Annotated in this window: 23 protein-coding genes; 13 read left to right on the top strand and 10 right to left on the bottom strand. The window is 58.9% G+C overall.

Annotated elements, in window-relative coordinates; all coding sequences use genetic code 11:
* Positions 1-93: 93 nt before the first annotated feature.
* Genes fruB through fruA form a run of 3 tightly spaced genes read left to right on the top strand, consistent with a single transcriptional unit; the run spans position 94 to position 3,873 of the window.
* On the top strand, positions 94-1,227 hold the full coding sequence (fruB, locus tag KFZ77_RS13235; protein WP_264384464.1) for a fused PTS fructose transporter subunit IIA/HPr protein: 1,134 nt from the start codon (positions 94-96) through the stop codon (positions 1,225-1,227).
* Positions 1,224-2,162, top strand: coding sequence for a 1-phosphofructokinase (fruK, locus tag KFZ77_RS13230; protein WP_264384463.1), 939 nt, complete (start codon positions 1,224-1,226; stop codon positions 2,160-2,162). Before fruB ends, fruK begins: the two co-directional genes overlap by 4 nt.
* Before the next feature lie 16 nt (positions 2,163-2,178).
* On the top strand, positions 2,179-3,873 hold the full coding sequence (gene fruA / locus KFZ77_RS13225; protein WP_264384462.1) for a PTS fructose transporter subunit IIBC: 1,695 nt from the start codon (positions 2,179-2,181) through the stop codon (positions 3,871-3,873).
* Between the two features lie 733 nt (positions 3,874-4,606).
* On the opposite strand, the gene nfo is transcribed toward fruA, so the two are convergent.
* Both nfo and KFZ77_RS13215 read right to left on the bottom strand, forming a co-directional pair.
* Entirely contained in the window at positions 4,607-5,455 is an 849-nt protein-coding gene (nfo, locus tag KFZ77_RS13220; protein ID WP_264384461.1) for a deoxyribonuclease IV, read from the bottom strand.
* Positions 5,456-5,530: 75 nt separating this feature from the next.
* Positions 5,531-6,580 carry a YeiH family putative sulfate export transporter gene (locus tag KFZ77_RS13215; RefSeq protein ID WP_264384460.1) on the bottom strand — a complete coding sequence of 350 codons (1,050 nt, stop codon included), beginning with the start codon at positions 6,578-6,580 and terminating at the stop codon, positions 5,531-5,533.
* A 119-nt stretch (positions 6,581-6,699) separates the two neighbouring features.
* Between KFZ77_RS13215 and yieE the strand changes: the two genes are divergently transcribed.
* From yieE to cirA, 3 genes are all read left to right on the top strand, one after another.
* Positions 6,700-7,566, top strand: coding sequence for a DNA-binding transcriptional regulator YeiE (yieE, locus tag KFZ77_RS13210; protein WP_264384459.1), 867 nt, complete (start codon positions 6,700-6,702; stop codon positions 7,564-7,566).
* 165 nt (positions 7,567-7,731) lie between these two features.
* Positions 7,732-9,201 (top strand): amino acid permease, encoded by a 1,470-nt coding sequence (locus KFZ77_RS13205; protein ID WP_264384458.1) that lies wholly within the window; start codon positions 7,732-7,734, stop codon positions 9,199-9,201.
* Between the two features lie 318 nt (positions 9,202-9,519).
* Positions 9,520-11,493, top strand: a complete 1,974-nt coding sequence (cirA, locus tag KFZ77_RS13200) for a catecholate siderophore receptor CirA (RefSeq protein ID WP_264384457.1) — start codon at positions 9,520-9,522, stop codon at positions 11,491-11,493.
* Between the two features lie 173 nt (positions 11,494-11,666).
* Here cirA and fghA read toward each other — a convergent pair whose 3' ends face one another.
* Positions 11,667-12,497, bottom strand: a complete 831-nt coding sequence (fghA, locus tag KFZ77_RS13195; RefSeq protein ID WP_264384456.1) for an S-formylglutathione hydrolase — start codon at positions 12,495-12,497, stop codon at positions 11,667-11,669.
* Positions 12,498-12,652: 155 nt separating this feature from the next.
* Here fghA and KFZ77_RS13190 point away from each other — a divergent pair, with 155 nt between their 5' ends.
* The 7 genes from KFZ77_RS13190 to mglC all read left to right on the top strand — a co-directional run bounded on the left by KFZ77_RS13190 (position 12,653) and on the right by mglC (position 20,855).
* Positions 12,653-13,780 (top strand): MFS transporter, encoded by a 1,128-nt coding sequence (locus KFZ77_RS13190; RefSeq protein WP_264384455.1) that lies wholly within the window; start codon positions 12,653-12,655, stop codon positions 13,778-13,780.
* 127 nt (positions 13,781-13,907) lie between these two features.
* On the top strand, positions 13,908-14,579 hold the full coding sequence (gene folE, locus KFZ77_RS13185) for a GTP cyclohydrolase I FolE (RefSeq protein ID WP_264384454.1): 672 nt from the start codon (positions 13,908-13,910) through the stop codon (positions 14,577-14,579).
* A 15-nt stretch (positions 14,580-14,594) separates the two neighbouring features.
* Positions 14,595-15,752, top strand: coding sequence for a DUF418 domain-containing protein YeiB (gene yeiB, locus KFZ77_RS13180; protein WP_264384453.1), 1,158 nt, complete (start codon positions 14,595-14,597; stop codon positions 15,750-15,752).
* Positions 15,753-15,907: 155 nt separating this feature from the next.
* Positions 15,908-16,930, top strand: a complete 1,023-nt coding sequence (gene galS, locus KFZ77_RS13175; protein ID WP_264384452.1) for an HTH-type transcriptional regulator GalS — start codon at positions 15,908-15,910, stop codon at positions 16,928-16,930.
* A gap of 294 nt (positions 16,931-17,224) precedes the next feature.
* Positions 17,225-18,223 carry a galactose/glucose ABC transporter substrate-binding protein MglB gene (gene mglB / locus KFZ77_RS13170; protein WP_031520713.1) on the top strand — a complete coding sequence of 333 codons (999 nt, stop codon included), beginning with the start codon at positions 17,225-17,227 and terminating at the stop codon, positions 18,221-18,223.
* Positions 18,224-18,308: 85 nt separating this feature from the next.
* Positions 18,309-19,829 carry a galactose/methyl galactoside ABC transporter ATP-binding protein MglA gene (gene mglA, locus KFZ77_RS13165; protein ID WP_264384451.1) on the top strand — a complete coding sequence of 507 codons (1,521 nt, stop codon included), beginning with the start codon at positions 18,309-18,311 and terminating at the stop codon, positions 19,827-19,829.
* 15 nt (positions 19,830-19,844) lie between these two features.
* Positions 19,845-20,855, top strand: a complete 1,011-nt coding sequence (gene mglC, locus KFZ77_RS13160; RefSeq protein WP_031520717.1) for a galactose/methyl galactoside ABC transporter permease MglC — start codon at positions 19,845-19,847, stop codon at positions 20,853-20,855.
* A 45-nt stretch (positions 20,856-20,900) separates the two neighbouring features.
* On the opposite strand, the gene KFZ77_RS13155 is transcribed toward mglC, so the two are convergent.
* The 7 genes from KFZ77_RS13155 to KFZ77_RS13125 form a co-directional block, all read right to left on the bottom strand.
* On the bottom strand, positions 20,901-21,662 hold the full coding sequence (locus KFZ77_RS13155; RefSeq protein WP_031520719.1) for a hypothetical protein: 762 nt from the start codon (positions 21,660-21,662) through the stop codon (positions 20,901-20,903).
* Position 21,663: 1 nt separating this feature from the next.
* Positions 21,664-21,858, bottom strand: a complete 195-nt coding sequence (locus KFZ77_RS13150; RefSeq protein ID WP_072001983.1) for a hypothetical protein — start codon at positions 21,856-21,858, stop codon at positions 21,664-21,666.
* 126 nt (positions 21,859-21,984) lie between these two features.
* Positions 21,985-23,100 (bottom strand): AI-2E family transporter, encoded by a 1,116-nt coding sequence (locus KFZ77_RS13145; protein ID WP_264384450.1) that lies wholly within the window; start codon positions 23,098-23,100, stop codon positions 21,985-21,987.
* 89 nt (positions 23,101-23,189) lie between these two features.
* Positions 23,190-23,903: an outer membrane permeability protein SanA gene (gene sanA, locus KFZ77_RS13140; RefSeq protein WP_264384449.1), complete on the bottom strand. Its 714-nt coding sequence runs from the start codon at positions 23,901-23,903 to the stop codon at positions 23,190-23,192.
* A 112-nt stretch (positions 23,904-24,015) separates the two neighbouring features.
* Positions 24,016-24,900 (bottom strand): cytidine deaminase, encoded by an 885-nt coding sequence (cdd, locus tag KFZ77_RS13135; RefSeq protein WP_264384448.1) that lies wholly within the window; start codon positions 24,898-24,900, stop codon positions 24,016-24,018.
* A 218-nt stretch (positions 24,901-25,118) separates the two neighbouring features.
* Complete coding sequence (locus tag KFZ77_RS13130) at positions 25,119-25,811, bottom strand: CidB/LrgB family autolysis modulator (protein ID WP_031520726.1); 693 nt, start codon at positions 25,809-25,811, stop codon at positions 25,119-25,121.
* Positions 25,808-26,209 carry a CidA/LrgA family protein gene (locus KFZ77_RS13125; protein ID WP_031520728.1) on the bottom strand — a complete coding sequence of 134 codons (402 nt, stop codon included), beginning with the start codon at positions 26,207-26,209 and terminating at the stop codon, positions 25,808-25,810. The genes KFZ77_RS13130 and KFZ77_RS13125 overlap by 4 nt, the downstream gene beginning before the upstream one ends.
* Positions 26,210-26,374: the final 165 nt, after the last annotated feature.

Genomic DNA, 26,374 nt, shown 5'->3' with positions numbered 1-26,374 from the left:
TTTCAGCGTGGCCGGAGTGAGGTGAACACACAGGCTGGCGCTACATTTCGCAGAATGGCTGAAACGATTCAATTTCAGCAAGCGAGGAGACCTATGTTCGAATTATCTGTGCAGGACATTCATCCCGGCATGCAGGCCGGTAATAAAGAAGAGGCGATCCGTCAGATTGCCGCTGCGCTGGTGCAGGCCGGGAACGTGGCGGATGGCTACGTCAACGGCATGCTGGCCCGCGAGCAGCAGACCTCGACGTTCCTCGGTAACGGCATCGCGATTCCCCACGGCACCACCGACACCCGCGACCAGGTGCTGAAAACCGGCGTGCAGGTGTTCCAGTTCCCGCAGGGCGTGACCTGGGGCGACGATCAGGTGGCGTATGTCGCCATCGGCATCGCTGCCAGCTCCGATGAGCACCTCGGTCTGCTGCGTCAGCTGACTCACGTACTGAGCGACGATAACGTGGCGGAGGCGCTGAAAACCGCCACCACCGCGGAAGAGCTGCGCGCGCTGCTGATGGGCGAGAAGCAGGTCTCCGGCCTGAAGCTGGATAACGAGATGTTCTCCCTTGACGTTACCGCCAGCGATCTGGTGACGCTTCAGGCGCTGAACGCCGGACGTCTGAGTGAAGCGGGCGCGGTTGATACCACTTTTGTATCCAACGTCATTACCGGCAAGCCGCTGAACCTCGGTCAGGGCATCTGGCTGAACGACAGCCCGGAAGGCAACCTGGCGAGCGCCATCGCCGTCAGCCGTCCGGCCACCATTTTTGAACAGCACGGCGCGACGGTCGGGCTGCTGCTGACTGTGGCCGTGGTAGACGATCAGCCGCTGGCAGTGCTGAACCGCCTGAGCGACCTGCTGCTGGCGAACAAAGCTGACCGCCTGCTGAACGCCGACAGCGCGACGCTGCTGGCGCTGCTTACCAGCGACGACGCGCTGGCTGAAGACGTGCTGAGCGCCGAGTTTACGGTACGTAACGAGCATGGTCTGCACGCCCGTCCGGGCACCGTACTGGTGAACACCATTAAACAGTTCAACTGCGACATTACCGTCACCAACCTCGACGGCAGCGGCAAACCGGCTAACGGTCGCAGCCTGATGAAAGTCGTGGCGCTCGGCGTGAAGCACGGCCACCGCCTGCGCTTTACCGCCCAGGGCGAAGATGCTGAACAGGCGCTGAAAGCGATTGGCGACGCCATCGCCGCCGGTCTTGGGGAGGGCGCAGCATGAGCAGACGCGTAGCCACAATCACCCTGAACCCGGCCTACGATCTGGTCGGCTACTGCGCAGAGATCGAGCGCGGCGAAGTCAACCTGGTGCGTACCACCGGGCTGCATGCAGCAGGTAAAGGCATCAACGTAGCCAAAGTGCTGAAAGATCTCGGTATCGACGTCACCGTCGGCGGCTTCCTGGGTAAAGACAACCAGGATGGCTTTCAGCAGCTGTTCAGCGAGCTGGGCATCGCCAACCGCTTCCAGGTGGTGCAGGGTCGTACCCGCATCAACGTGAAGCTGACGGAAAAAGATGGCGAAGTCACCGATCTGAACTTCTCCGGCTTTGAAGTGACCCCGGCAGACTGGGAGCGTTTCGTTACTGATTCCCTGAGCTGGCTCGGCCAGTTCGATATGGTGTGCGTCAGCGGCAGTCTGCCGTCCGGCGTCAGCCCGGAAGCCTTCACCGACTGGATGACGCGTCTGCGCAGCCAGTGCCCGTGCATCATCTTCGACAGCAGCCGCGATGCGCTGGTGGCCGGACTGAAAGCCTCGCCGTGGCTGGTGAAGCCGAACCGCCGCGAGCTGGAAATCTGGGCCGGGCGCAAACTGCCCGAGCTGAAAGATGTGATTGAAGCCGCGCACGCGCTTCGCGAGCAGGGGATCGCCCACGTGGTGATTTCGCTGGGCGAAGAGGGCGCGCTGTGGGTTAACGCCTCCGGCGAATGGATTGCCACGCCGCCTTCCGTTGAAGTGGTCAGCACCGTGGGTGCCGGCGACTCGATGGTTGGCGGTCTGATTTACGGCCTGCTGATGCGTGAATCAAGCGAGCACACGTTGCGTCTGGCAACGGCCGTCGCGGCGCTGGCGGTGAGCCAGAGCAACGTCGGTATCACTGACAGAACCCAGTTGGCCGCAATGATGGCGCGCGTCGACTTGAAACCCTTTAACTGACAGCAGGAGAGGCATAATGAAAACGCTGCTGATTATTGAATCCGGACTGGGCCAGGCCCGCGCGTACATCGCGAAAACCCTGCTCAGCGCCGCGGCGCAGAAAGCGCACCTTGAGATTATCGACAACCCGAATGACGCCGAGCTGGCCATTGTTATTGGCAGCGCAATGCCAACTGACAGCGCGCTGAACGGCAAAAACGTGTACCTCGGCGATATCGATCGCGCCGTGGCGCATCCGGAGCTGTTCCTGAGCGAAGCTAAAGACAAGGCCCAGCTGTATCAGGCACCGGCGGCGGTTGCCGCCCCGCAGCCTGCCGCGGGCGGCGCGAAGCGTATCGTGGCGGTGACTGCCTGTCCGACCGGCGTGGCGCACACCTTTATGGCGGCAGAGGCCATCGAAACCGAAGCGAAAAAACGCGGCTGGTGGGCGAAGGTGGAAACCCGTGGTTCCGTGGGTGCCGGCAATGCCATCACTCCGGAAGAGATTGCCGACGCCGATCTGGTGATCGTGGCGGCGGACATCGAAGTGGATCTGGCGAAGTTCGCCGGTAAACCGATGTACCGCACCTCGACCGGGCTGGCGCTGAAGAAAACCGCGCAGGAGTTCGACAAAGCGGTAGCTCAGGCGAAGCCGTATCAGCCGGCGGGGCAGAGCAGTGCCGCTGCAACCTCCGACAAAAAAGAGAGCGCGGGTCCGTATCGTCACCTGCTGACCGGCGTCTCCTACATGCTGCCGATGGTGGTGGCGGGCGGTCTGCTGATCGCGCTGTCGTTCGTGTTTGGTATCGAAGCCTTTAAAGTTGAAGGTACGCTGGCGGCGGCGCTGATGCAGATCGGCGGCGGCTCCGCGTTTGCCCTGATGGTGCCGGTCCTTGCCGGATTTATCGCCTTCTCCATTGCTGACCGTCCGGGTCTGACGCCGGGTCTCATCGGCGGTATGCTGGCGGTGAGCACCGGTTCCGGGTTTATCGGCGGTATCATTGCCGGTTTCCTTGCGGGCTACGTGGCGCGTGCAATCAGCACGAAGCTGAAGCTGCCAAACAGCATGGAAGCCCTGAAACCTATCCTGATTATTCCGCTGATCTCAAGCCTGGTCGTGGGGCTGGCGATGATCTACGTCATCGGCAAACCGGTTTCCGGTATCCTGGCGGGTCTGACCCACTGGCTGCAGACCATGGGCACAGCGAATGCGGTCCTGCTCGGGGCGATCCTCGGCGGCATGATGTGTACCGACATGGGCGGTCCGGTGAACAAAGCGGCGTACGCGTTTGGCGTGGGCCTGCTGAGTACCCAGACCTATGCACCGATGGCAGCAATCATGGCGGCTGGCATGGTGCCACCGCTGGCGATGGGGCTGGCAACGCTGGTGGCGCGTCGTAAGTTCGACAAAGGCCAGCAGGAAGGTGGTAAAGCTGCGCTGGTACTTGGCCTGTGCTTTATCTCCGAAGGCGCGATTCCGTTCGCGGCGCGCGATCCGATGCGCGTGCTGCCGTGCTGTATCGTCGGCGGTGCGCTGACCGGTGCCATCTCTATGGCGGTAGGCGCTAAGCTGATGGCTCCGCACGGCGGGCTGTTTGTGCTGCTGATCCCAGGCGCAATTACGCCGGTGCTGGGTTACCTGCTGGCGATTGTTGCCGGTACCCTGGTGGCGGGGCTGGCCTATGCCTTCCTGAAACGTCCGGAAAGCGAGCTGGCAGCGAAAGCCGCGTAAGCGTTGTTCAGACAGTGAAAAGGGCCGATGCGAATCGGCCCTTTTTTTATGGGGGATGGCTTGAGGCAGGGGGAATTGTAGGGTTGGTAAACGGAGTGCGCCCACCTTTAACGTGCATCCACCGGGTTTGGCGTGAGGACTATGGCAGGGCGGTGAAGGTTCCGTTCACCGGGGCACGGTATTTACATGGGAACGCTGCCGCACGTGAACGGGTGAAGGGGGCTCGCCGCCGCCCCTTCACAATCCCGGCTCCCGGCCAGTAAAACCGGCCCTGCGGGCTGCCCTTGCCTCCGGCGTTTCGCTTCCGGTCAGGCGCGATACCCCATCCCGGGGCTCGCGCCCTCTGGCGGTTCCCCGACCGCCAGCCCGGACTCAACGCCTGCGGCGCGGCGGTTTTGATGCCGGACGGGGCCATCTCTCAGGCGTGGGTTATTCGCGTTTATGGTGGGTGCGCAAGCTTACCCACCCTACGCGATGGAGGCGCGGCGGTTTTGATGCCGGACGGGGCCATCTCTCAGGCGTGGGTTATTCGCGTTTATGGTGGGTGCGCAAGCTTACCCACCCTACGCGATGGAGGCGTGGCGGTTTTGATGCCGGACGGGGCCACGCTTCGGCATGGGATATATTTCGTGATTTCAGGTGCGCTCGTAGGGTGGGTAAACGAAGTGCACCCACCGCTGAACGCTCCCGCAGTTCCGAGGCAGATAAACGACGTGCACCCACCGTTGACCGGTCAGGCGGCGTGCTGCTGCGCGCGCAGCCAGGCGATCTCTTCGGCCCAGATATCCGGGTTGATGGTTTCGAGGATCATCGGAATATTGTCGAACCGCGGGTCGCGCATGATCCAGGCAAAGGCCTCGTGGCCGATATTGCCTTCGCCAAGGCTGTGGTGGCGGTCAACGCGGCTGCCAAAGGCGCTTTTCGCGTCGTTGAGGTGCATGCCGCGCAGATAGTTAAAACCAACCACGCGCCCGAACTCGGCGAAGGTTTGCTCGCACGCTTCTGCGCTGCGCAGGTCGTACCCGGCGGCGAAAGCGTGGCAGGTATCGATGCAGACCCCGACGCGGGATTTATCTTCCACGCCGTCGATGATCGCCGCCAGATGTTCGAAACGGAACCCGAGATTGCTGCCCTGACCGGCGGTGTTTTCAATCACCGCCGTCACGCCCGCAGTCTTATCCAGCGCAATGTTGATGGATTCGGCAATGCGCGCCAGACAGTCGTCGACCGGGATCTTCGTCAGGTGACTGCCGGGATGGAAATTGAGCAGCGTCAGCCCGAGCTGCTCGCAGCGCTGCAGTTCATCGATAAACGCTTCGCGGGACTTGTCCAGCGCTTCCTGTTCCGGGTGCCCGAGGTTAATCAAATAGCTGTCATGCGGCAGGATCTGGCCTGGCTGAAAATTGTGGGTGTCGCAGGCGCGCTTAAAATCGTCAATTGTCGCGGGAGTGAGCGCCGCGGCTTTCCACTGGCGCTGGTTTTTAGTAAACAGCGCAAAAGCGCTGGCATTGATTTCCGCGGCACGGATAGCAGCGTTCGCTACACCGCCTGAGGCGCTGACATGCGCTCCAATAAACTTCATCTGTCGTCTCTCTTCGCAACCCGCAGGGGGAAAAGGCGGTATCATAACCGCTCTTGCCCCGCTGCGTCGCACTGATTACGCCAGCAAATACGTGACCGCCAGATTGATCGCGCCGCCGCCGATGATCAGCCAGACCAGCAGCACCAGTGCCAGCAGCAGCGGACGTATGCCTGCCTGTTTTAGCGCGCTGAGATGCGTGGTCAGCCCCAGCGCCGCCATCGCCATCGTCAGCAGCACGGTGTCCAGCGTCACCAGCGCGTCAACCGCTACCGCAGGCAGCAGATGGAATGAGTTAATGATGGCGACCAGCACAAACAGCAGGGCAAACCACGGCACGGTGATCGTGCCGCCAGCCGCCTCTCCGGCAGGGGCCAGCTGCTTCACCCGCGCGGCAATCAGCAGCAGGAACGGGGCCAGCATCATCACGCGCAGCATTTTGGCAATTACCGCCGCGTTACCTGCATCGGGGGAGATTGCCTCGCCCGCCGCCACCACCTGCGCGACCTCATGCACCGTGGAGCCGATAAACACCCCGTAAGTCTGCGGACTAAACCAGGCTGCCAGCCACGGCCAGAGCAGGGGATAGATAACCATCGACAGGGTGCCAAAAATCACCACCGTGGCGATGGCGACGGTCACTTTGCTGGCTTCGGCTTTCACCACCGGCTCGGTTGCAAGAATTGCCGCCGCGCCGCAGATGCTGCTGCCCGCGCCGATAAGCCAGCTGGTCTGGCGATCCAGCCTGAAGATCCTTTGCCCCAGCCAGCAGGCGAGCATAAAGGTGGTGCTCAGGGTCAGGATATCGATCAGCAGCCCGCTGGCCCCGACCCCGGCGATTTGCCCGAACGTCAGACGAAAACCGTAGAGAATAATCCCCAGCCGCAGCAAATGCTGCTTCGCGAACAGTACCCCCGGCTCGCAGCGCGGGCTGAGCCGCGGCCACAGGGTATTGCCGATGATCATGCCGGACAAAATGGCGAGGGTCAGGGCGCTCAGCCCGGCACGGGAAAAGGCCGGCAGAGCGCCTGCGTATAACGCCAGGCCGGTAATCACGGCGCTGCAGAGCAGGCCGGGAACCAGTTGCCGCAGCGAGCGGCCAGAATCAGAAAGTGTAAGCGCAGTCATCGTCGCCTCCTTATGTTGAGGAAAGCGTAAGGCCCGCGCGCTTAAAATTAAAATTGATTATATATTTATAATCAACCAATATAAGTGGTAACAACATCGTCCTTATTGCGGAACACCCTATGCACATCACCCTACGCCAGCTGGAAGTGTTTGCCGAAGTCCTGAAAAGCGGCTCCACCACGCAGGCCTCGCAGATGCTGGCGCTGTCGCAGTCGGCGGTCAGTGCCGCGCTGGCGGATCTCGAAGGGCAGCTTGGCGTCCAGCTTTTCGACCGTGTAGGGAAGCGGCTGGTGGTGAACGAGCATGGTCGGCTGCTCTATCCGCGCGTGGTGGCGCTGCTGGAACAGGCGGGGGAGATAGAACAGCTGTTTCGCGAGGACAACGGCGCGATCCGCGTGTACGCCAGCAGCACTATCGGCAACTACATTCTGCCGGAGATCATCGCCCGCTATCGCCGCGATTTCCCTGGCCTGCCGCTGGAGCTGAGCGTCGGCAACAGTCAGGACGTGATTAACGCGGTGGCGGATTTTCGCGTCGATATCGGCCTTATTGAAGGGCCGTGCCATACCGCGGACATCGTGACGGAACCCTGGCTGGAAGACGAGCTGGTGGTGTTTGCCGCCCCTGGCAGCGCGATGTTCAACGCGCCGGTGACGCTGGAGAGCCTCGCCGCTGCCCCCTGGATCCTGCGTGAGCGCGGCTCCGGCACCCGGGAAATCGTCGATTATCTGCTGCTGTCGCACCTGCCGCAGTTTCAGCTGGGCATGGAGCTCGGCAACTCCGAGGCCATCAAACACGCCGTGCGCCACGGCCTGGGCATCAGTTGCCTGTCGCGCCGGGTAATTGCCGAACAGCTGGAAACCGGCTCGCTGGTGGAAGTACCGGTGCCGCTGCCGCGCCTGGTGCGCACCCTGTATCGCATTCGCCATCGTCAGAAGCACCTCTCCAGCGCCCTGATGCGCTTTCTGCGCTACTGCGATATCTGATCCCCAGCCGCCCCCAACGGGCGGCTCGCAAACCCCCATAATCCTGCTTTACTTATAATCCTCGGGCGATCATGAAGCTCTCTTATAACTGCGCATTTATCCCCTGCGGGCGCGGTCTGGTCTGCTACAATCGCGCCTCATTTTTTGGATGGACAAGATATTCCTATGGTTTCGGAATCTAAAACCACACAACAGCCTGCGCTGCGGCGCGAACTAAAGGCGCGCCATCTCACCATGATCGCCATCGGCGGTTCGATCGGTACCGGCCTGTTTGTCGCCTCCGGGGCGACCATCTCCCAGGCGGGTCCGGGCGGAGCGCTGCTCTCTTATATTCTGATTGGCCTGATGGTCTATTTCCTGATGACCAGCCTCGGCGAACTGGCGGCGTACATGCCGGTTTCCGGCTCGTTTGCGACCTACGGGCAAAAATACGTGGAAGAAGGCTTCGGCTTCGCGCTGGGCTGGAACTACTGGTACAACTGGGCAGTGACCATCGCAGTGGATCTGGTGGCGGCACAGCTGGTGATGTCGTACTGGTTCCCGGACACCCCGGGCTGGATCTGGAGCGCGCTGTTCCTCGGCATCATGTTCCTGCTGAACTGGATCTCGGTGAAAGGCTTTGGCGAGGCGGAGTACTGGTTCTCGCTGATTAAGGTCGCTACCGTCATTATCTTTATCATCGTCGGCATCCTGATGATCGTCGGCATCTTCCAGGGCGCGAAACCGGCGGGCTGGAGCAACTGGTCTATTGGCGAAGCGCCGTTTGCCGGTGGCTTTGCCGCCATGATTGGCGTGGCGATGATTGTCGGCTTCTCGTTCCAGGGCACCGAGCTTATCGGTATTGCAGCGGGCGAATCCGAAAATCCGGAGAAGAACATCCCGCGCGCGGTGCGTCAGGTGTTCTGGCGTATCCTGCTATTCTATGTGTTCGCCATCCTGATTATCAGCCTGATTATCCCGTATACCGATCCGAGCCTGCTGCGTAACGATGTGAAAGACATCAGCGTCAGTCCGTTCACCCTGGTGTTCGAACACGCGGGTCTGCTGGGCGCGGCGGCGATCATGAATGCGGTGATCCTGACGGCGGTGCTGTCGGCGGGTAACTCCGGTATGTACGCCTCAACCCGTATGCTCTACACCCTGGCCTGTGACGGCAAAGCGCCGCGCATCTTTGCGAAGCTCTCTCAGGGCGGCGTACCGCGTAACGCGCTGTATGCCACCACGGTGATTGCCGGGCTGTGCTTCCTGACGTCCATGTTTGACAACCAGACCGTCTACCTGTGGCTGCTCAACACCTCGGGGATGACCGGGTTTATCGCCTGGCTTGGCATCGCCATCAGCCACTACCGTTTCCGTCGCGGCTATGTGATGCAGGGCCACTCGCTGGATAACCTGCCGTACCGCTCGGGCTTCTTCCCGCTGGGGCCGATTTTCGCCTTCGTGCTGTGCCTGATCATCACGCTGGGTCAGAACTATGAAGCCTTCCTGTCAGACACCATTGACTGGGGCGGCGTGGCGGCGACCTACATCGGTATCCCGCTGTTCCTGATTATCTGGTTTGGTTATAAGTTCACCCGCGGCACCCGCTTCGTGGCGTATCGCGATATGGAATTCCCGGAACGCTTTACCAAATAATCCCCATCCCCTCCTGCATCCGCAGGAGGGGAGTCTGCTTTTCCCGCTCGTTTCCCCGTCGATTGCTGCTAATCCCGCCAGATGACCGTTTCTTTACAGTAATAGTATTGATAAGGATTATCATTTGCTTTATCGTTTGCCGCACTTGTAACAGGACGTAAACAACCCGGCGGCCATTCATATAAATAAGCATCCCATTCATGGGGTTAAGCCTCGCCTGCACCTGTTACATAACATTACGCTTGCGCTGCCGTGCAGCGAGCTACCCCTGTGAGCAATACCTTATTTGCAGTTGTGTTTACCTCATGGAGAAATGGAATGTTTAGGTTGAATGCTGTAATGCGCGGAGGCCTGTGCGCGTCTCTGTTTACCCTGGCGCTGCCGGTTCTGGCGGTTGATGATAACGCCGATACTATGGTGGTCACGGCGTCAGCAACGGAACAGAATCTGAAGGACGCGCCCGCCAGTATCAGCGTCATTACTCAGGAAGATCTGCAGCGACGCCCGGTGAATAACCTGAAGGACGTGCTGCAGGAGATCCCCGGCGTTCAGCTCACTAACGAAGGCGATAACCGCAAAGGGGTCAGCCTGCGCGGCCTCGACAGCAGCTACACCCTGATCCTGGTAGACGGTAAGCGTGTCAACTCTCGCAACGTGGTATTCCGCCACAACGATTTCGATCTCAACTGGGTACCGGTGGAAGCCATCGAACGCATTGAAGTGGTGCGCGGCCCGATGTCCTCCCTTTACGGTTCAGACGCGCTCGGCGGCGTGGTGAACATCATCACCAAAAAAGTCGGCAGCGGCTGGCACGGCTCGGTGACCGCCGATACCACCATTCAGGAACACCGCGATCGCGGCGATACCCATAAAGGGCAGTTCTTCACCAGCGGCCCGCTGATTGGCGATCTGCTGGGCGTGAAGGTGTACGGCAACCTGTCAAAGCGTGAAAAGGATCAGCAGCAGGATTCCACCAGCAGCGCAACCGGCGAATCGCCGCGTATCGAAGGCTTCACCAGCCGCGATGCCAACGTGGAATTTGCCCTGACGCCGCATGAAAACCACGACTTCAACCTCGGCTACGGCTTCAACCGTCAGGACCGCGATTCCGACTCGCTGGATAAAAACCGTCTGGAGCGCCAGAACTACTCGCTGGGCCACAACGGGCGCTGGGATCTGGGTAACAGCGAGCTGAAGTTCTACGGCGAAAAAGTGGATAACAAAAATCCGGGCAGCCAGGGCATTACCTCCGAGAGCAACGCCGTGGACGGCAAATTCATGCTGCCGCTGGGTGCAATCAACCAGATGCTGACCTTCGGCGGGGAGTGGCGTCACGACAAGCTGAGCGATCCGGTTAACCTGACCGGCGGCTCCAGCAGCAAAACCTCTGCCACCCAGTACGCCCTGTTCCTGGAAGACGAATGGCGCATTATCGATCCGCTGGCGCTGACCGCGGGCCTGCGTATGGACGATCACGAAACCTACGGCGATCACTGGAGCCCGCGTGCCTACCTCGTCTATAACGCCACCGATACCGTGACGGTGAAAGGGGGCTGGTCCACCGCCTTTAAAGCGCCGTCCCTGCTGCAGCTCAGCCCGGACTGGACCACCGGTTCGTGCCGCGGCAGCTGCCAGATCGTCGGTAGCCCTGAGCTGAAGCCGGAAACCAGCGAAAGCTATGAGATCGGTATTTACTATGCGGGGGAAGAGGGCTGGCTGGAGGGCGTTGATGCCAGCATTACCACGTTCCAGAACGATATCGACGATATGATCGGTATCAACCGCACCGCCAATCGCGGGCTGGCACCCTCTTATGACAACTTCGTTGGTTTTGATGATGAAACCGGTAACCCGGTATTCCGCTACTACAACGTCAATAAGGCGCGTATTCGCGGGGTGGAAACCGAACTGAAAATACCGTTCGATGACCAGTGGAAGCTGACGCTGAACTACACCTATAACGACGGGCGCGATCTCAGCGACGGCGGCAACAAACCGCTCTCCGAGCTACCGCTGCACACCGCTAACGGAACGGTAGACTGGAAGCCGCTGGCCGACTGGTCATTCTATGTTTCCGCCAACTATACCGGTGAGAAGCGCACCACCACCACCGACGGCCCGACGCCGGGCGGGTATGTGATCTGGAACGCGGGCGGCGCATGGCAGGCGACCAAAAACGTCAAGCTGCGCGCCGGGGTGATGAACCTGGGTGATAAGGATCTCAGCCGCGACGATTACAGCTACAACGAAGACGGCCGCCGCTACTTCCTGGCGATGGATTACCGTTTCTGACGGGAGCCTGAAGGTAGGTGCGCTGCGCTTACCCACCCTACCGGTTTCAGGGCGGGCCCTGGGCGGATAGGGCGGGGTTGGACGGGGTAGGGCGGGTACGCTTGCGCACCCGCCGTTTACCATGCGCACCCGCCGTTTAGCACAGGCATAACCCGGTCAACGACCGGGTTTTTTTATGAAAACAAATGCTGCGCGTGGAAACGCAGGTGATCTTCCACAAAGCTGGCGATGAAGTAGTAGCTGTGGTCATACCCCGGCTGCATCCGCAGTTCCAGCGGCCAGCCTTTGGCCTTCGCCACCGCCGCCAGGCGCTCAGGCTTCAGCTGCCCTTCAAGGAAATTGTCGCTCTCGCCCTGATCGATAAGCGTCGGCAGCATCGCATCAGCATTTTCCATCAGGGCACAGCTGTCCCACGCCTGCCACGCCGCACGGTCATCGCCGAGATAGGCGCTGAACGCCTTCTCACCCCAGGGCACCGCCGCCGGATTGACAATAGGCGCAAAGGCCGATACCGACCGGAAGCGGCCCGGATTTCTCAGCGCCATCACCAGCGCCCCGTGACCGCCCATCGAATGCCCGAAAATGGATTCTCGCTCGCCAACCGTGAAGTGACTGCGGATCAACGCCGGCAGCTCATCGCGCAGGTAGTCATACATCCGGTAGTGCGCCGCCCAGGGTTCACGGGTGGCGTTGAGATAAAACCCGGCACCTTTACCCAGATCGTAAGCGTCATCATCCGCCACCGCGTCGCCGCGCGGGCTGGTATCCGGCATCACCAGCACGATACCCAGCTCTGCCGCCACGCGCTGCGCTCCGGCTTTGGTGGTGAAGTTCTCATCGTTGCAGGTCAGGCCTGACAGCCAGTAAAGCACCGGCGGCGGCGCGTCGTGGCGCGCTGGCGGAATAAAAATACTGAATGTCATCTCGCACTGGAGCACCGACGAAGTATGGCGCCAGCGCTGCTGCTGGCCTGCAAAAATACGATGTTCTTCAACCATTTCCATCCGGGTTCTCCTCTTTCATTGATGGCATAACCCTAAGTGTCCGTGCGGTTTCGCATTAACGCAAGGAATGGATTAAGCCAGCAGAGGTTTTACTTCTCCTGCTAACTTATCTGCGGCATCATGCTGATAACAAAAATATAACAAGAGGACAGGCCGTGGCGCTGCGTATTGCAATGAGTGGCTTTCTGGCACTGGTGGTGGTGATGGGCATCGGGCGCTTTGCCTTTACGCCCCAGGTGCCGCTGATGATCCGCGATGGCGAACTGACCCTGACGTCGGCCGGGCTGGTGGCCGCCTGTAACTACCTCGGTTATCTGGTGGGCGCCTGGGATGCGATGCGCGCCACTACGCGCGTTGAGTGGCGGTTACATGGCGGCGTCTGGGGCGCCGTGGCGCTCACGCTGCTTTCAGCCGTCGCCAATGACGCGCTGTTACACGGCGTACTGCGCTTCGTGATTGGCTGCATGAGCGGCTGGGGGCTGGTGCTCATCGCTGCCTGGACTAACGAACAGCTGGCGCACCACGGCAGGCCGGGACTCAGCGCCGCGGTGTTTGCCGGGCCGGGGGCGGGTATTGCCCTCAGCGGCCTGCTGGCGCTGGGCGTTCAGTCTTACGGGATGCCCGCCTGGGGCGGCTGGCTGGTGTACGGCGTGCTGGCGCTGGTGCTGATCGCGCTTATCGCCCGCAACCTGCCGGGGCGCGGCGAGCTGCACCGCCCGGAGAGCGCGCCGCCGCCGCTGATGTTAACTCCTGGCCTGAGAAAGCTGGTGTGGAGCTACAGCCTGGCGGGTTTTGGCTACATCCTGCCCGCGACGTTTTTGTCGCAGATGGCGGCGCAGCGTTTTCCCGGTAGCCTGTTCGCCCAGTTTGTCTGGCCGGTGTTCGGCATCGCGGCGGTGGTCGGCATCGCGCTCAGCATCCTGCTGCGCCATCGCCTGCTGAGCAATCATCGTCTGGCGCTGGTGCTCTGGCTGCAGGGCATCGGCGTGATCGCGGCCGCCAGCCTGCCGGGTATGGCCGGACTGGTGACCGGCTCGTTGCTGGTGGGCGGCGGCTTTCTCTGCGCGGTACAGCTCTCCATGCAGTACGGTCGCGAGCTGGCCCCGGCGCACAGCCGCTATAAGGCGGGGCTGCTGACCACCGGTTACGCCCTCGGACAGCTTGTCGGGCCGGTGACCTCGTCGCTGGCGACCGCACTGCTGCACCGTCTCGAACCGGCGCTCTGGCTGGCCGGGGCGGCGCTGTTTATCGGCGGGCTGCTGGTGTGGCATCGTGATGAATAAAAGGATTCAGCAATTTCAATAATTATCACCATGAATAGCTGGATTCTGAAAACGCGCTCGCGCACAATGTGGCAACACTCTGTCCCATGCAGGGCAGAGGTTAGCCCCACCTGCCGGAGAAAAAATCATGTCATCACTCAGTAAAGAAGCCGCCCTGGTTCATGAGGCGTTAGTGTCCCGCGGTCTTGAAACCCCGCTTCGTCCGCCCGTTCATGAACTGGACAACGAGACGCGCCGGAGCCTGATCGCCGGTCATATGACCGAGATCATGCAGCTGCTGAACCTGGATTTGAGCGATGACAGCCTCGCGGAAACCCCGCACCGTATCGCCAAAATGTACGTGAATGAGATTTTCTCTGGTCTGGACTACGCTAACTTCCCGAAAATCACCATCATTGAAAACAAAATGAAGGTCGATGAGATGGTCACGGTGCGCGACATTACCTTTACCAGCACCTGCGAACACCATTTCGTGACCATCGACGGCAAAGCGACCGTCGCCTATATTCCTAAAGACGGCGTTATCGGCCTGTCGAAGATCAACCGCATCGTGCAGTTCTTCGCGCAGCGCCCGCAGGTGCAGGAGCGTCTGACCCAGCAGGTGCTGATTGCCCTGCAGACGCTGCTTGGCACCAACAACGTCGCCGTGTCGATGGATGCGGTGCACTACTGCGTGAAAGCGCGCGGCGTGCGCGATGCTACCAGCGCCACCACCACCACCTCGCTGGGCGGACTGTTCAAGTCCAGCCAGAACACCCGTCAGGAATTCCTGCGCGCGGTACGTCACCACAGCAACTAACAGGGCAGGATACGCATGGAAAGAAATGTCACGCTGGATTTCGTTCGTGGCGTTGCCATCCTGGGTATCCTGTTGCTCAATATCGTCGCCTTTGGTCTGCCTAAGGCGGCGTATCTTAATCCCGCCTGGTATGGCGACATCACCTCCCGCGATGCCTGGGCCTGGGCGATCCTCGACCTGTTTGCGCAGGTAAAATTCCTCACCCTGTTTGCCCTGCTGTTTGGCGCGGGCCTGCAGATGCTGCTGGCGCGCGGTAAGCGCTGGATCCAGTCGCGCCTCTCCCTGCTGCTGCTGCTCGGTTTCGCCCACGCCATTCTGCTGTGGGACGGCGATATTTTACTGGCCTACGGGCTGATTGGGCTGGTGATCTGGCGCATGATCCGTGACGCTCCCAGCGGCAAATCGCTGTTTAACATGGGCGTGGTGCTCTATCTGGCGGGCGTGTTTGTGCTGCTGCTGCTGGGCCTCATTTCCGGCAACCAGACCAGCCGCTCCTGGGTGCCGGATCTGGCGAATCTGCAGTATGAACAGCTGTGGAAGCTCAATGGCGGGGCAGAGGCTATCGATAACCGCCTCGATCTGCTGGCGAACAATCTGCTGGCGCTGGGCGCGCAGTACGGCTGGCAGCTTGCCGGCATGATGCTGATGGGGGCGGCGCTGATGCGTAGCGGCTGGCTGCGCGGTCAGTTCAGCCTCAGCCACTACCGGCGCTGCGCCGCCATCCTGATCCCCCTCGGCATGGCCATTAACCTGCCGGCAATCGTGGCCCAGTGGCAGCTCGGCTGGGATTTCCGCTGGTGCGGCTTCCTGCTGCAGACGCCGCGCGAGCTGAGCGCGCCGTTTCAGACCATCGGCTATGCCGCGCTGGCGTTTGGCTTCTGGCCGCAGCTGGCACGCTTTCGCCTGACCAGCGCCGTGGCCTGCGTGGGTCGCATGGCGCTTACCAACTACCTGCTGCAAACCCTCATCTGTACCACGCTGTTCTATCGATTCGATCTGTTTATGAAATTCGACCGTCTGTCGCTGCTGGCCTTCGTGCCGGCGGTGTGGGCCGTTAATCTGTTGCTCTCTGTAGTGTGGCTGCGCTATTTCCGCCAGGGGCCGGTAGAGTGGGCCTGGCGCCAGCTGACACGTCTTACCTGCGGCAGCGCTGTAACTGATACATCCAGATAACGATCAAGATCACAATCATTAACAAAACGGATGTAACCGTTTTCAAGCATGTGATTTCCCTCACGCAGCGTCCGCCTGCACGCTGCCAGAATAGCGCCTCGTCCTGAACAGGGAGGTGCCTGTGCGTTGCTGCTCAATTCAAAAAGGTGATGTCTATGATCACCATTCGTGATGTTGCCCGTCAGGCGGGCGTCTCCGTCGCGACCGTTTCCCGCGTGCTGAACAACAGCGCGCTGGTCAGCCCGGATACCCGCGACGCCGTGATGCAGGCGGTTTCCCAGCTTGGCTATCGACCCAACGCGAACGCGCAGGCGCTGGCGACGCAGGTCAGCGATACCATTGGCGTGGTGGTGATGGACGTGTCCGACGCCTTCTTCGGTGCGCTGGTGAAAGCGGTGGATATGGTGGCGCAGCAGCACAACAAGTACGTGCTGATCGGCAACAGCTATCACGAAGCGGAGAAGGAGCGGCATGCGATTGAGGTGCTTATCCGCCAGCGCTGCAGTGCGCTGATCGTGCACTCCAAAGCGTTGGGAGATGACGAGCTGGCGGCCTTTATGGAACACATGCCGGGGATGGTGCTGATCAACCGCATCGTGCCGGGGTACGAACACCGCTGCGTCGGGCTGGACAACATTGCCGGGGCGATGATGGCAACGCGTTTACTGCTGGCGCAGGGCCACCAGCGGGTTGGCTATCTGGCGTCCAGCCACAGTATTGAAGATGACGCCCAGCGGCGCGAAGGCTGGCTGCGCGCGCTGGCGGAGCAGGGCATTACCCCTTCCGACAGCTGGATTGGCACCGGATCGCCGGATATGCAGGGCGGCGAGGCCGCGATGGTGGAACTGCTCGGCCGCAATTTACAGCTCAGCGCGGTATTCGCCTACAACGACAGTATGGCCGCCGGGGCGCTGACCACCCTCAAAGACAACGGCATCGCCGTGCCGCAGCAGCTTTCACTCATCGGTTTCGATGATATTCCCATTGCCCGTTACACCGATCCGCAGCTCACCACAGTGCGTTATCCGGTGGTGTCGATGGCGCGTCTGGCTACCGAGCTGGCCCTGCAAGGGGCGGCGGGAACGCTGGATCGCGAGGCGACGCATTGCTTTATGCCGACGGTAGTAAGACGCCATTCTGTGGCCTCGAAACAAAGTGTGGCGCCGATCACTAACTGATTATCTGAGGTGATGTAACCGTTTTCAATCTGTGAGTAAATTCACAGATTATTAACAAGGCGGTGTCTATAGTGACAGCGTTTTCAGGGCTGAAACGCTATGTAACGGTGATTAATCGTTTTAACCATAGTCATTACCTCTAAAACATCTAAAAAAACGCAGTTCTGGAGCGTTACCGAACACGGAAGAAAAAACTTTAGTCAGTGAACTTCGGCATTCAGTAACGTCTCATTAACATTGCTGTCCTGCCGCCAGTTATACACTCGAACTACCCTGCATAAAACCGGAGATACCATGAATAAGAAGGTGTTAACCCTGTCCGCCGTGATGTCTTGCATGCTGTTTGGGGCGGCTGCCAATGCTGCTGATACCCGCATCGGTGTGACCATCTATAAGTATGACGACAACTTTATGTCCGTTGTGCGCAAGGCCGTCGAGAAGGAAGCCAAAGCCTCCCCGGATGTTCAGCTGCTGATGAACGACTCGCAGAACGACCAGTCCAAACAGAACGACCAGATCGACGTACTGCTGGCAAAAGGGGTTAAATCCCTGGCGATTAACCTGGTAGACCCGGCTGCTGCAGGGACCGTTATCGAGAAAGCGCGCGGCCAGAATGTGCCGATCGTCTTCTTCAACAAAGAGCCGGCCCGCAAAGCGCTCGACAGCTATGACAAAGCGTTTTACGTCGGTACCGACTCCAAAGAATCCGGCATTATTCAGGGCGACCTGATTGCCAAGCACTGGGCAGCAAACCAGGGCTGGGATCTGAACAAAGACGGTCAGATCCAGTTCGTCCTGCTGAAAGGCGAGCCGGGCCACCCGGATGCTGAAGCACGTACCACTTACGTGATCAAAGAGCTGAACGACAAAGGCCTGAAAACCCAGCAGCTGCAGATGGATACCGCCATGTGGGATACCGCTATGGCTAAAGACAAAATGGACGCGTGGCTCTCTGGCCCGAACGCCAACAAAATTGAAGTCGTGATCGCCAACAACGATGCGATGGCAATGGGTGCCGTGGAAGCGCTGAAAGCACACAATAAATCCAGCATTCCGGTGTTCGGTGTTGATGCCCTGCCAGAAGCGCTGGCGCTGGTGAAATCCGGTGCGCTGGCCGGTACCGTGCTGAACGATGCGAACAACCAGGCGAAAGCGACCTTCGATCTGGCGAAAAACCTGGCCGACGGTAAAGAAGCCGCAGCCGGTACCAACTGGAAAATCGAAAATAAAGTCGTGCGTATCCCGTACGTTGGGGTTGATAAAGAAAACCTCGCGCAGTTCAGCAATAAATAAAAGTCAGCACGATATTCCTGGGCGCACGTTGTGCGCCCTTTTAGACGCTTACGCGTAAACATTATATACGCCGTCAGGGTTAACTATGGTCAGCAATAATACGCAATCGGCAGGCGAATACTTGTTGGAAATGAGCGGTATCAACAAGACATTCCCCGGCGTTAAGGCACTCGATAATGTGAACCTCAAGGTGCGTCCGCACTCTATTCACGCGCTGATGGGCGAGAATGGGGCGGGCAAATCCACATTGCTCAAATGCCTTTTCGGGATCTATAAAAAAGATTCCGGCAGTATTCTTTTTCAGGGACAAGAGATTGATTTCCAGTCGGCTAAAGAGGCGCTGGAAAACGGTATTTCGATGGTGCATCAGGAACTGAACCTGGTATTACAGCGTTCGGTTATGGATAACATGTGGCTGGGGCGCTACCCCACCAAAGGCGTATTTGTCGATCAGGACAAAATGTACCGCGATACCAAAGCGATCTTTGACGAGCTGGATATTGATATCGATCCGCGCGCGCGCGTGGGTACGCTTTCCGTATCGCAGATGCAGATGATCGAAATCGCCAAAGCGTTTTCCTACGATGCCAAAATCGTCATTATGGACGAGCCCACCTCGTCGCTGACGGAAAAAGAAGTTAACCACTTGTTCTCTATTATCCGTAAGCTGAAAGAGCGTGGCTGCGGTATTGTTTATATCTCTCACAAGATGGAAGAGATATTCCAGCTGTGCGATGAAATTACCATTCTGCGCGACGGTCAGTGGATCGCCACCCAGTCGCTGGAAGGGCTGGACATGGATAAGATCATCGCCATGATGGTCGGCCGCTCGCTCAACCAGCGCTTCCCGGATAAAGAGAACCAGCCGGGTGAAGTGATCCTTGAGGTGCGCAACCTGACGTCGCTGCGCCAGCCGTCAATTCGTGATGTCTCTTTCGACCTGCACAAGGGTGAAATTCTTGGCATCGCCGGGCTGGTTGGGGCGAAGCGTACCGATATTGTGGAAACGCTGTTCGGTATTCGCGAGAAGTCCGGCGGCACTATTTCCCTGCACGGTAAGAAAATTAATAACCACACCGCCAACGAAGCGATTAATCATGGCTTCGCGCTGGTAACCGAAGAACGCCGTTCGACCGGGATCTATGCCTATCTCGATATTGGTTTTAACTCGTTAATTTCCAATATTCGTAACTATAAAAGCAAAATCGGCCTGCTTGATACTTCGCGCATGAAAAGCGATACCCAGTGGGTAATCGACTCTATGCGCGTAAAAACGCCGGGGCATCATACCCAGATCGGTTCCTTGTCCGGGGGTAACCAGCAGAAGGTGATTATTGGTCGCTGGCTGTTAACCCAGCCGGAAATACTGATGCTGGATGAACCGACCCGCGGTATTGACGTCGGCGCGAAGTTTGAAATTTATCAGCTGATTGCCGAACTGGCGAAGAAAGGGAAGGGGATCATTATTATCTCCTCCGAAATGCCGGAGCTGTTAGGCATCACAGACCGTATTCTGGTGATGAGCAATGGCCTCGTCTCCGGAATTGTTGACACCAAAACGACAACGCAAAACGAAATACTGCGTCTTGCGTCTTTGCACCTTTAAGATCAGGGGCTCCTCATGAGTGCGTTAAATAAGAAAAGTTTTCTTACTTATCTGAAAGAAGGCGGTATTTACGTCGTCCTTTTAGTGTTATTAGCCATTATTATTTTCCAGGATCCCACATTCTTAAGTCTGCTCAACCTGAGTAACATTCTGACCCAGTCGTCGGTGCGTATTATTATCGCCCTCGGCGTAGCCGGGCTTATCGTGACCCAGGGTACTGACCTGTCAGCCGGTCGCCAGGTGGGTCTGGCGGCGGTGGTGGCGGCAACGCTGCTGCAGTCGATGGAGAACGCCAACAAGGTGTTCCCGGAGATGGCAACCATGCCGATTGCGCTGGTGATCCTGATCGTCTGCGCCATTGGTGCCATCATCGGTCTGATCAACGGCATTATCATTGCCTATCTGAACGTGACGCCGTTTATTACCACCCTCGGCACCATGATCATCGTTTACGGTATCAACTCCCTGTACTACGACTTCGTGGGCGCATCGCCGATTTCGGGCTTCGACAGCGGATTCTCGACCTTCACCCAGGGCTTTATCGCCATGGGCAGCTTCCGCCTCTCCTACATCACCTTCTACGCCCTGATTGCGGTGGCGTTCGTCTGGGTGCTGTGGAATAAAACCCGCTTCGGTAAGAACATTTTCGCCATCGGCGGTAACCCGGAAGCGGCGAAAGTGTCGGGCGTAAACGTCGCGCTGAACCTGCTGATGATCTATGCCCTGTCAGGCGTGTTCTATGCCTTCGGCGGATTGCTGGAAGCGGGCCGTATCGGCTCTGCCACCAACAACCTCGGCTTTATGTATGAGCTGGACGCCATTGCCGCCTGCGTGGTGGGTGGCGTATCGTTCAGCGGCGGTGTGGGCACTGTGTTTGGCGTGGTGACCGGGGTGATCATCTTCACCGTGATCAACTATGGCCTTACCTATATCGGCATCAACCCTTACTGGCAGTACATCATCAAGGGCGCAATCATTATCTTCGCCGTCGCCCTGGATTCACTGAAGTACGCGCGTAAAAAATAACAAATACGTGGTTATCGTCCTGCCCCCGCTTGCGGGGGCTTTTTTTTATTCCGCGTTCTGCATTCCCAGTGCCAGCGTGTGGGCCGGGTCGAACAGCGAGACGCTCTCCACTTCGCTCAACAGCACCACCTTGCGAAAATCCAGCGCCGACTGTGGCTCAGACGTGAGGTCGATGTCGTGGCTGGCATACCAGGCACTGTAGTTGTTCTCCACCACAAAGCTGCCCTTATGGCGATCGCGATAGCCGCTGAGCATCGGGACCAGCACCAGGTTGTTAGTATCGAAGCTGTCGAACGTTGCCCGGTGCACCATGCCAATATACACCCGTTGGGATTTGAGCGTGACCCACGCCAGCTGACCTGTCTCCATGCACTGGTACAGCAGCCCTTCAAAACCGTTGGTGCGCGACAGCTGCTTATACAGCTTGCGTCGGCCCAGGCTGTCGAGGCGGGCGCTGCCTGCCCAGTTGGAGCGATAGAGGCAGAACAGCACCGCAAACGACAGCATGATCACCACCGGTGCCTGAATACCCAGGAAGCTCCAGGTCATAAAATCGACGTGGTAATTATGCGTTTCCGGGCCGAACATTCCCGGCAGGGCGTTCATACCGAGCGAGGCAAGCAGGAGCAGGATCCACAGCAGGGCGGTAGCAAGAATGCCCTGCAGGACGAAGATACAGCCGTAGAGCGCCACCAGGAAATAGACATCCCAGCCTGAGGTGCGTTTGAATTTGAAGCGGGTCGAGAGATCGGTACTGGTGTACCAGTAGCCGCAGACCATTAATACCATAAAGATTGCCGTACCCACGTTAAGCCCTCTTCAGCGATTCAACGTGACGGGCAAAATCTTCTTTAACCGCCTTACAGTGGATATTGACCCGCGCATTGCCATCTTCATCAATGACAATCCGCGCGCCATCATCGATAGCATCCTGGACATCTTCCCGGCTCAGAACCTGAACCAGTTTTTCGGGACTGGTAAAAAGTGAACGAAATAATCTCATAGGTAAAAACCTCCTCGGCAGAAAGTATAGGAGGTCAGACCGGGTTTACGGATAAAGCCTGTGGGTTATAGAACATTCCTGGGAAATAGGGCGACGCGCAGCGAAAGACGCGTCGCCAGAGGCGGGTTACTCTTTGGACGTGTCCGCGGCAGTATGGCCGGGCGTCAGCTCGTCGTCGCCGGTGATACGACGTTTTTCACTGTCGGCCTGATAGAAGTAGTTCCAGCAGGTCACGAACAGCGCAGCGATCAGCGGCCCGATCACAAAGCCGTTGATGCCGTAGATGCTAAGCCCGCCGAGTGTGGCAATCAGGATCAGCCAGTCCGGCATGCGAATGTCTTTCCCCACCAGCAACGGACGCAGCAGGTTGTCTGACAGACCGACCACCACCACAAACCACAGCGTCAGCAGGACGCCTTTCACCACCATACCGGTAGCGAACAGATAGATGGCCGCAGGGATCCAGATAAGCGCGGTGCCTACCGCCGGGATCAGCGACAGGAACGCCATCAGCGCGCCCCACAGCAGGCTGGCTTCGATACCGGCAAACCAGAACGCGACCCCACCGAGAATACCCTGCACCACGGCGACCACAATGGTGCCTTTTACCGTTGCCCTGGCGACCGCGGCAAAACGGGCAAACAGGCGGTACTTCATGTGGTTATCCAGCGGAATGGCTTTAAAGATCATCTCTACCAGCCGCGCGCCGTCTTTCAGGAAGAAGAACAGCAGATAGAGCATCACGCCGAAGCCGATAGCGACGCTGAAGGTGTTGCGGCCAATGAGCATCACGCTGCCGGCAGCGTACTGGCTGCCCTGCAGCGCCATATCCGACAGCCTGGTGCGGATGGCGGGCAGGTTATCCACCTGATAATCGGCCATGATGCGGCGCGCCCAGTCCGGCAGATAACTGACGACGTCATTGAACAGCGAAGTCATGGTGGCGTTATCACCCTGCATTGAGCGATAGACGGTGTTGAATTCGCTCGCCAGCGACGAGGTGATCATCACCAGGGGAGTGAAGACGATCAGGCAGATCAGCAGCAGCGTGAGCAGCGAGGCGAGGCCGTTTCTGCCGCCGGTGGTGCGGCTGAGCCAGATTTTCGTTCTGTAGAAGATGACGGCCAGAATCGCGGCCCACAGCACCGGGGAGCTGTAGGGGCGTAAAATATTAAAAAACGCCAGCGTAACCAGCGCGAGGATCAACCCAAAAAGGATTTTCGAGGTTCGTCCTGTAAGCATGTGACTTCCTTATTTTTCGATATGTTGCACAGAGTATGGCCCATAAGCGTGGTTTGGGCGCAATCCCACAGCCGGCAACAAACGGGCGGTTATTTACTGTTTTGCAGTTCGAGTAGTTGTTCCGGGGTGACGGCCGGATAGCCCTGAGCATCTTCCGGCACTTCATGGGCTGCCGGAATGGGCACCAGCGGTCCGAGGAAACGCGGTTCACGTTTGAAGAGATAAAGGTCGGCCAGCGCCCCAAGCCGGGCGCCAAATTCGCGCACCCGCACCGTCAGCATGTCTTTCGGCGACGGCACGGCGTAACACTGGGCCTGGATACCCATGTGCAGCGCAATGAACAGCGCGCGCTCGCAGTGAAAGCGCTGGGTAATGATGATGAAGTCGTTGGTGTCGAACACTTTGCGGGTGCGTACGATGGAATCCAGCGTGCGGAAACCGGCGTAATCCAGCACGATATCTGCAGGATCGACGCCGGCGGCAATCAAATCCTTACGCATCGTCATCGGCTCATTATAGCTTTGCTGGGCGTTATCTCCGCTCAGCAGCAAGTAGTTCACCTTGCCGCTGTTATAGGCGTTAATCGCGCCCTGAATGCGGTAGCGGTAGTACTGATTGATCACGCCGGTGCGGTAATACTTGGCGGTGCCGAGCACCACGCCGACCTGACGATAGGGCAGATCCTGCAGCTCATCATAGACCCAGGGGGCGGTTTTCCAGCTGATCCAGCGATCGAGAACAAGCGCCGATAACAGCAGTAAGCCGATGATGACTAACAGGCTGTATAACGCACGCTTAAACATGGAAGTGACTCAAATGCGGATGAAATTTGACCCCAAGGCTACTGTAAGCGCGGGGTTTCGGCAACCGGTGGCGATGCGGTTGCGCTAAATTTCACCGCATCGCGTACCGGTATCAGGCGATTGTCAGACGTTCGACGCGCTCGCAGCCCACGGATTTCAGCGTTGCTACGGTGGCGTCCCACTGCATCAGCGTCGCGTCGGCTTTCTCGGCCAGCACCGCGCGGGTGATGTCAGCATAGTCGTAGCCGCTCAGGCTCAGCACGTTGAGGGCGCACTGCAGCGGCGGCAGCGTCGGGTTAAATGCGGCGTTTTCCGCGTAGCTGCCGGTGAACACCGTGCCGTCCTGCATCTCAATGGCGATGCCGGATGGAGAGTTGCTGTAGGGCGCGTGGCTACGGTTGGCGGCAGCCAGTGCGGCCTGGCTCAGCGCGTCGCCTTCGGCGTGCAGGCCGTGGGATTGCGGGTCCATCAGCAGGTGGACGATCTCCAGATCGCGCGGGCCAAATGCGTCCGGCAGGTAGTCGCCCAGCGTGGCGCTGGTGCGGCCCGGCAGGTTGATGCGCAGGGTCAGGCCGCTGTTCAGCTCGTTCATAAACTGGCGGCAGTGCCCGCACGGCGTGTAGTTGACGGTGAGCGCTGCCAGCTGCGTCTCACCGCGCATCCAAGCGTGGCTGATGGCGCTCTGCTCGGCGTGGACCGTCTGCTGCATGGTGGTGCCGGGGAATTCCATATTGCCGCCGAAGTAGAGATTGCCGCTGACGCCGCGCGCCACCGCGCCGACGTTAAAATGCGAAATCCCGGTGCGTGCACAGGCGGCAGCCAGCGGTAGCAGGGCGAAGGCCAGCGCGTCATCATCGAGGCCACTTCGTTTCTTCAGCCCGGTTGCCTGTTCGGCGGTAAACATTGCCGGGAAATGGTCATGGTCGAGCAGGGGAGCAAGCGCGGATTGCAGATCTGCCGTCAGCTGTTCAAACGATGAGTGAAAACGTGAGTGCATGGCTACGCCTCTTAGCAAAAATAGAACCATCAAAATCGGGATCGTAGTTTACGGGCCCGGTTGCCCTTTATATGTGATCTGTGTCGCGCTGAAAATGTAATAAATGAAATTAAAAACAAAATTGCGCGACGCATCGCAAGTTTTTGGGGCATGAGAGGGGCAAAACCGCTTTAGCCTGCACTAAAGCGGTGACGGACAGATGACGGGAGCGGAGCGCTTTAGCCCCAGAGCAGCAGGATGAGCGGGAAGATAAACGGGGCCAGCAGGGAGGTAATAATCCCGCACATCACCAGCGCCAGCGAGCTGAACGCCCCTTCCTGATAATCGAGTTCCGCACAGCGGGCGGTGCCGAGGGCGTGGGACGCAGTGCCCATCGCCAGGCCGCGCGAGGCTTTCGTGCGGATTCGCATCGCGTTGAGCAGCGTGTGACCAAACACCGCGCCGAGAATGCCGACAAAAATCACGCACACCGCGCTGATAGCCGGAATACCGCCGATGCTGCCGCCCACCGCCATCGCAATCGGCGTGGTGACGGACTTCGGCAGGACCGAGGCGGCGATCTCCGGCGACGCGCCCATCCACAGGGCCACCGAGGTGCCGGTGAACATCGCCACCACGCTGCCAATAAAGCAGACCAGAATAATTGATTTCCAGCGCGCGCGGATCTGGTGCAGCTGTTCATACAGCGGGAAGGCCAGCGCCACTACCGCTGGCTGCAGCAGGTCGTTAAGGATTTTGCTGCCGGCAAAGTAGCGCTCATAGGAAACGCCGGTGACCAGCAGCAGCGGAATAATCACCGCCATCGATACCAGCAGTGGATTAAGCAGCGGCATTTTCACCCACGCCGCCAGCCTGCGTGCAGCAAAAAAGACGATCAGGGATAACGGCAACGACCACCAGATTTCGCTCATTTTTGTTTACGCTCGCGCTGACCAACGATCGGGCGTTCGCCGTGCAGCAGATGCGAACTCCAGCTGACCACCAGGAATACCACCAGCGTACTGATGGCGCAGGAGACCACCACCGGGCCGAACTGGGCGCGCAGCACGTCGGTGTACTGCATCACCCCGACGCCGACCGGCACAAACAGCAGCACCATATAGCGGATGAGGGCGTGGCAGCCCGGCTTCACCCACTTCGCCGGCACAATCTGCAGCGACAGCAGCACAAACAGGATCAGCATCCCGATAATGCTGCCCGGAATCGCTACGGGAAGCAGCGTCGCAATGCCGATGCCGGCATAGAGACAGGCATAGAGAACAATAAACGCGCGCACGAAGTGCCAGCAGGTGATAAGCCATTTATTCATGGGGATAGCCCTTAGTTATTCGCATTCATCATACAATTAAAAATAATTCTGTGCTACCGATCACATCACTCTGTGAGCATAACAAGCTTTTCCGGCGCAGGCCTCAGGCAGATGACCCACGTTATCGCGCCACTGGCACCCGTCAGGCGGAGGCGCTACCATAGC

The organism is Siccibacter colletis, assembly GCF_025914095.1.
Lineage (GTDB): Bacteria > Pseudomonadota > Gammaproteobacteria > Enterobacterales > Enterobacteriaceae > Siccibacter > Siccibacter colletis.
This window is presented reverse-complemented; position numbering and strand designations above follow the sequence as displayed.

Coding starts and splice junctions, on each gene's coding strand:
- fruB (WP_264384464.1), top strand. CDS start 94: ATGTTCGAATTATCTGTGCAGGACATTCATCCCGGCATGCAGGCCGGT.
- fruK (WP_264384463.1), top strand. CDS start 1,224: ATGAGCAGACGCGTAGCCACAATCACCCTGAACCCGGCCTACGATCTG.
- fruA (WP_264384462.1), top strand. CDS start 2,179: ATGAAAACGCTGCTGATTATTGAATCCGGACTGGGCCAGGCCCGCGCG.
- nfo (WP_264384461.1), bottom strand. CDS start 5,455: ATGAAGTTTATTGGAGCGCATGTCAGCGCCTCAGGCGGTGTAGCGAAC.
- KFZ77_RS13215 (WP_264384460.1), bottom strand. CDS start 6,580: ATGACTGCGCTTACACTTTCTGATTCTGGCCGCTCGCTGCGGCAACTG.
- yieE (WP_264384459.1), top strand. CDS start 6,700: ATGCACATCACCCTACGCCAGCTGGAAGTGTTTGCCGAAGTCCTGAAA.
- KFZ77_RS13205 (WP_264384458.1), top strand. CDS start 7,732: ATGGTTTCGGAATCTAAAACCACACAACAGCCTGCGCTGCGGCGCGAA.
- cirA (WP_264384457.1), top strand. CDS start 9,520: ATGTTTAGGTTGAATGCTGTAATGCGCGGAGGCCTGTGCGCGTCTCTG.
- fghA (WP_264384456.1), bottom strand. CDS start 12,497: ATGGAAATGGTTGAAGAACATCGTATTTTTGCAGGCCAGCAGCAGCGC.
- folE (WP_264384454.1), top strand. CDS start 13,908: ATGTCATCACTCAGTAAAGAAGCCGCCCTGGTTCATGAGGCGTTAGTG.
- yeiB (WP_264384453.1), top strand. CDS start 14,595: ATGGAAAGAAATGTCACGCTGGATTTCGTTCGTGGCGTTGCCATCCTG.
- galS (WP_264384452.1), top strand. CDS start 15,908: ATGATCACCATTCGTGATGTTGCCCGTCAGGCGGGCGTCTCCGTCGCG.
- mglB (WP_031520713.1), top strand. CDS start 17,225: ATGAATAAGAAGGTGTTAACCCTGTCCGCCGTGATGTCTTGCATGCTG.
- mglA (WP_264384451.1), top strand. CDS start 18,309: ATGGTCAGCAATAATACGCAATCGGCAGGCGAATACTTGTTGGAAATG.
- mglC (WP_031520717.1), top strand. CDS start 19,845: ATGAGTGCGTTAAATAAGAAAAGTTTTCTTACTTATCTGAAAGAAGGC.
- KFZ77_RS13150 (WP_072001983.1), bottom strand. CDS start 21,858: ATGAGATTATTTCGTTCACTTTTTACCAGTCCCGAAAAACTGGTTCAG.
- KFZ77_RS13145 (WP_264384450.1), bottom strand. CDS start 23,100: ATGCTTACAGGACGAACCTCGAAAATCCTTTTTGGGTTGATCCTCGCG.
- sanA (WP_264384449.1), bottom strand. CDS start 23,903: ATGTTTAAGCGTGCGTTATACAGCCTGTTAGTCATCATCGGCTTACTG.
- cdd (WP_264384448.1), bottom strand. CDS start 24,900: ATGCACTCACGTTTTCACTCATCGTTTGAACAGCTGACGGCAGATCTG.
- KFZ77_RS13130 (WP_031520726.1), bottom strand. CDS start 25,811: ATGAGCGAAATCTGGTGGTCGTTGCCGTTATCCCTGATCGTCTTTTTT.
- KFZ77_RS13125 (WP_031520728.1), bottom strand. CDS start 26,209: ATGAATAAATGGCTTATCACCTGCTGGCACTTCGTGCGCGCGTTTATT.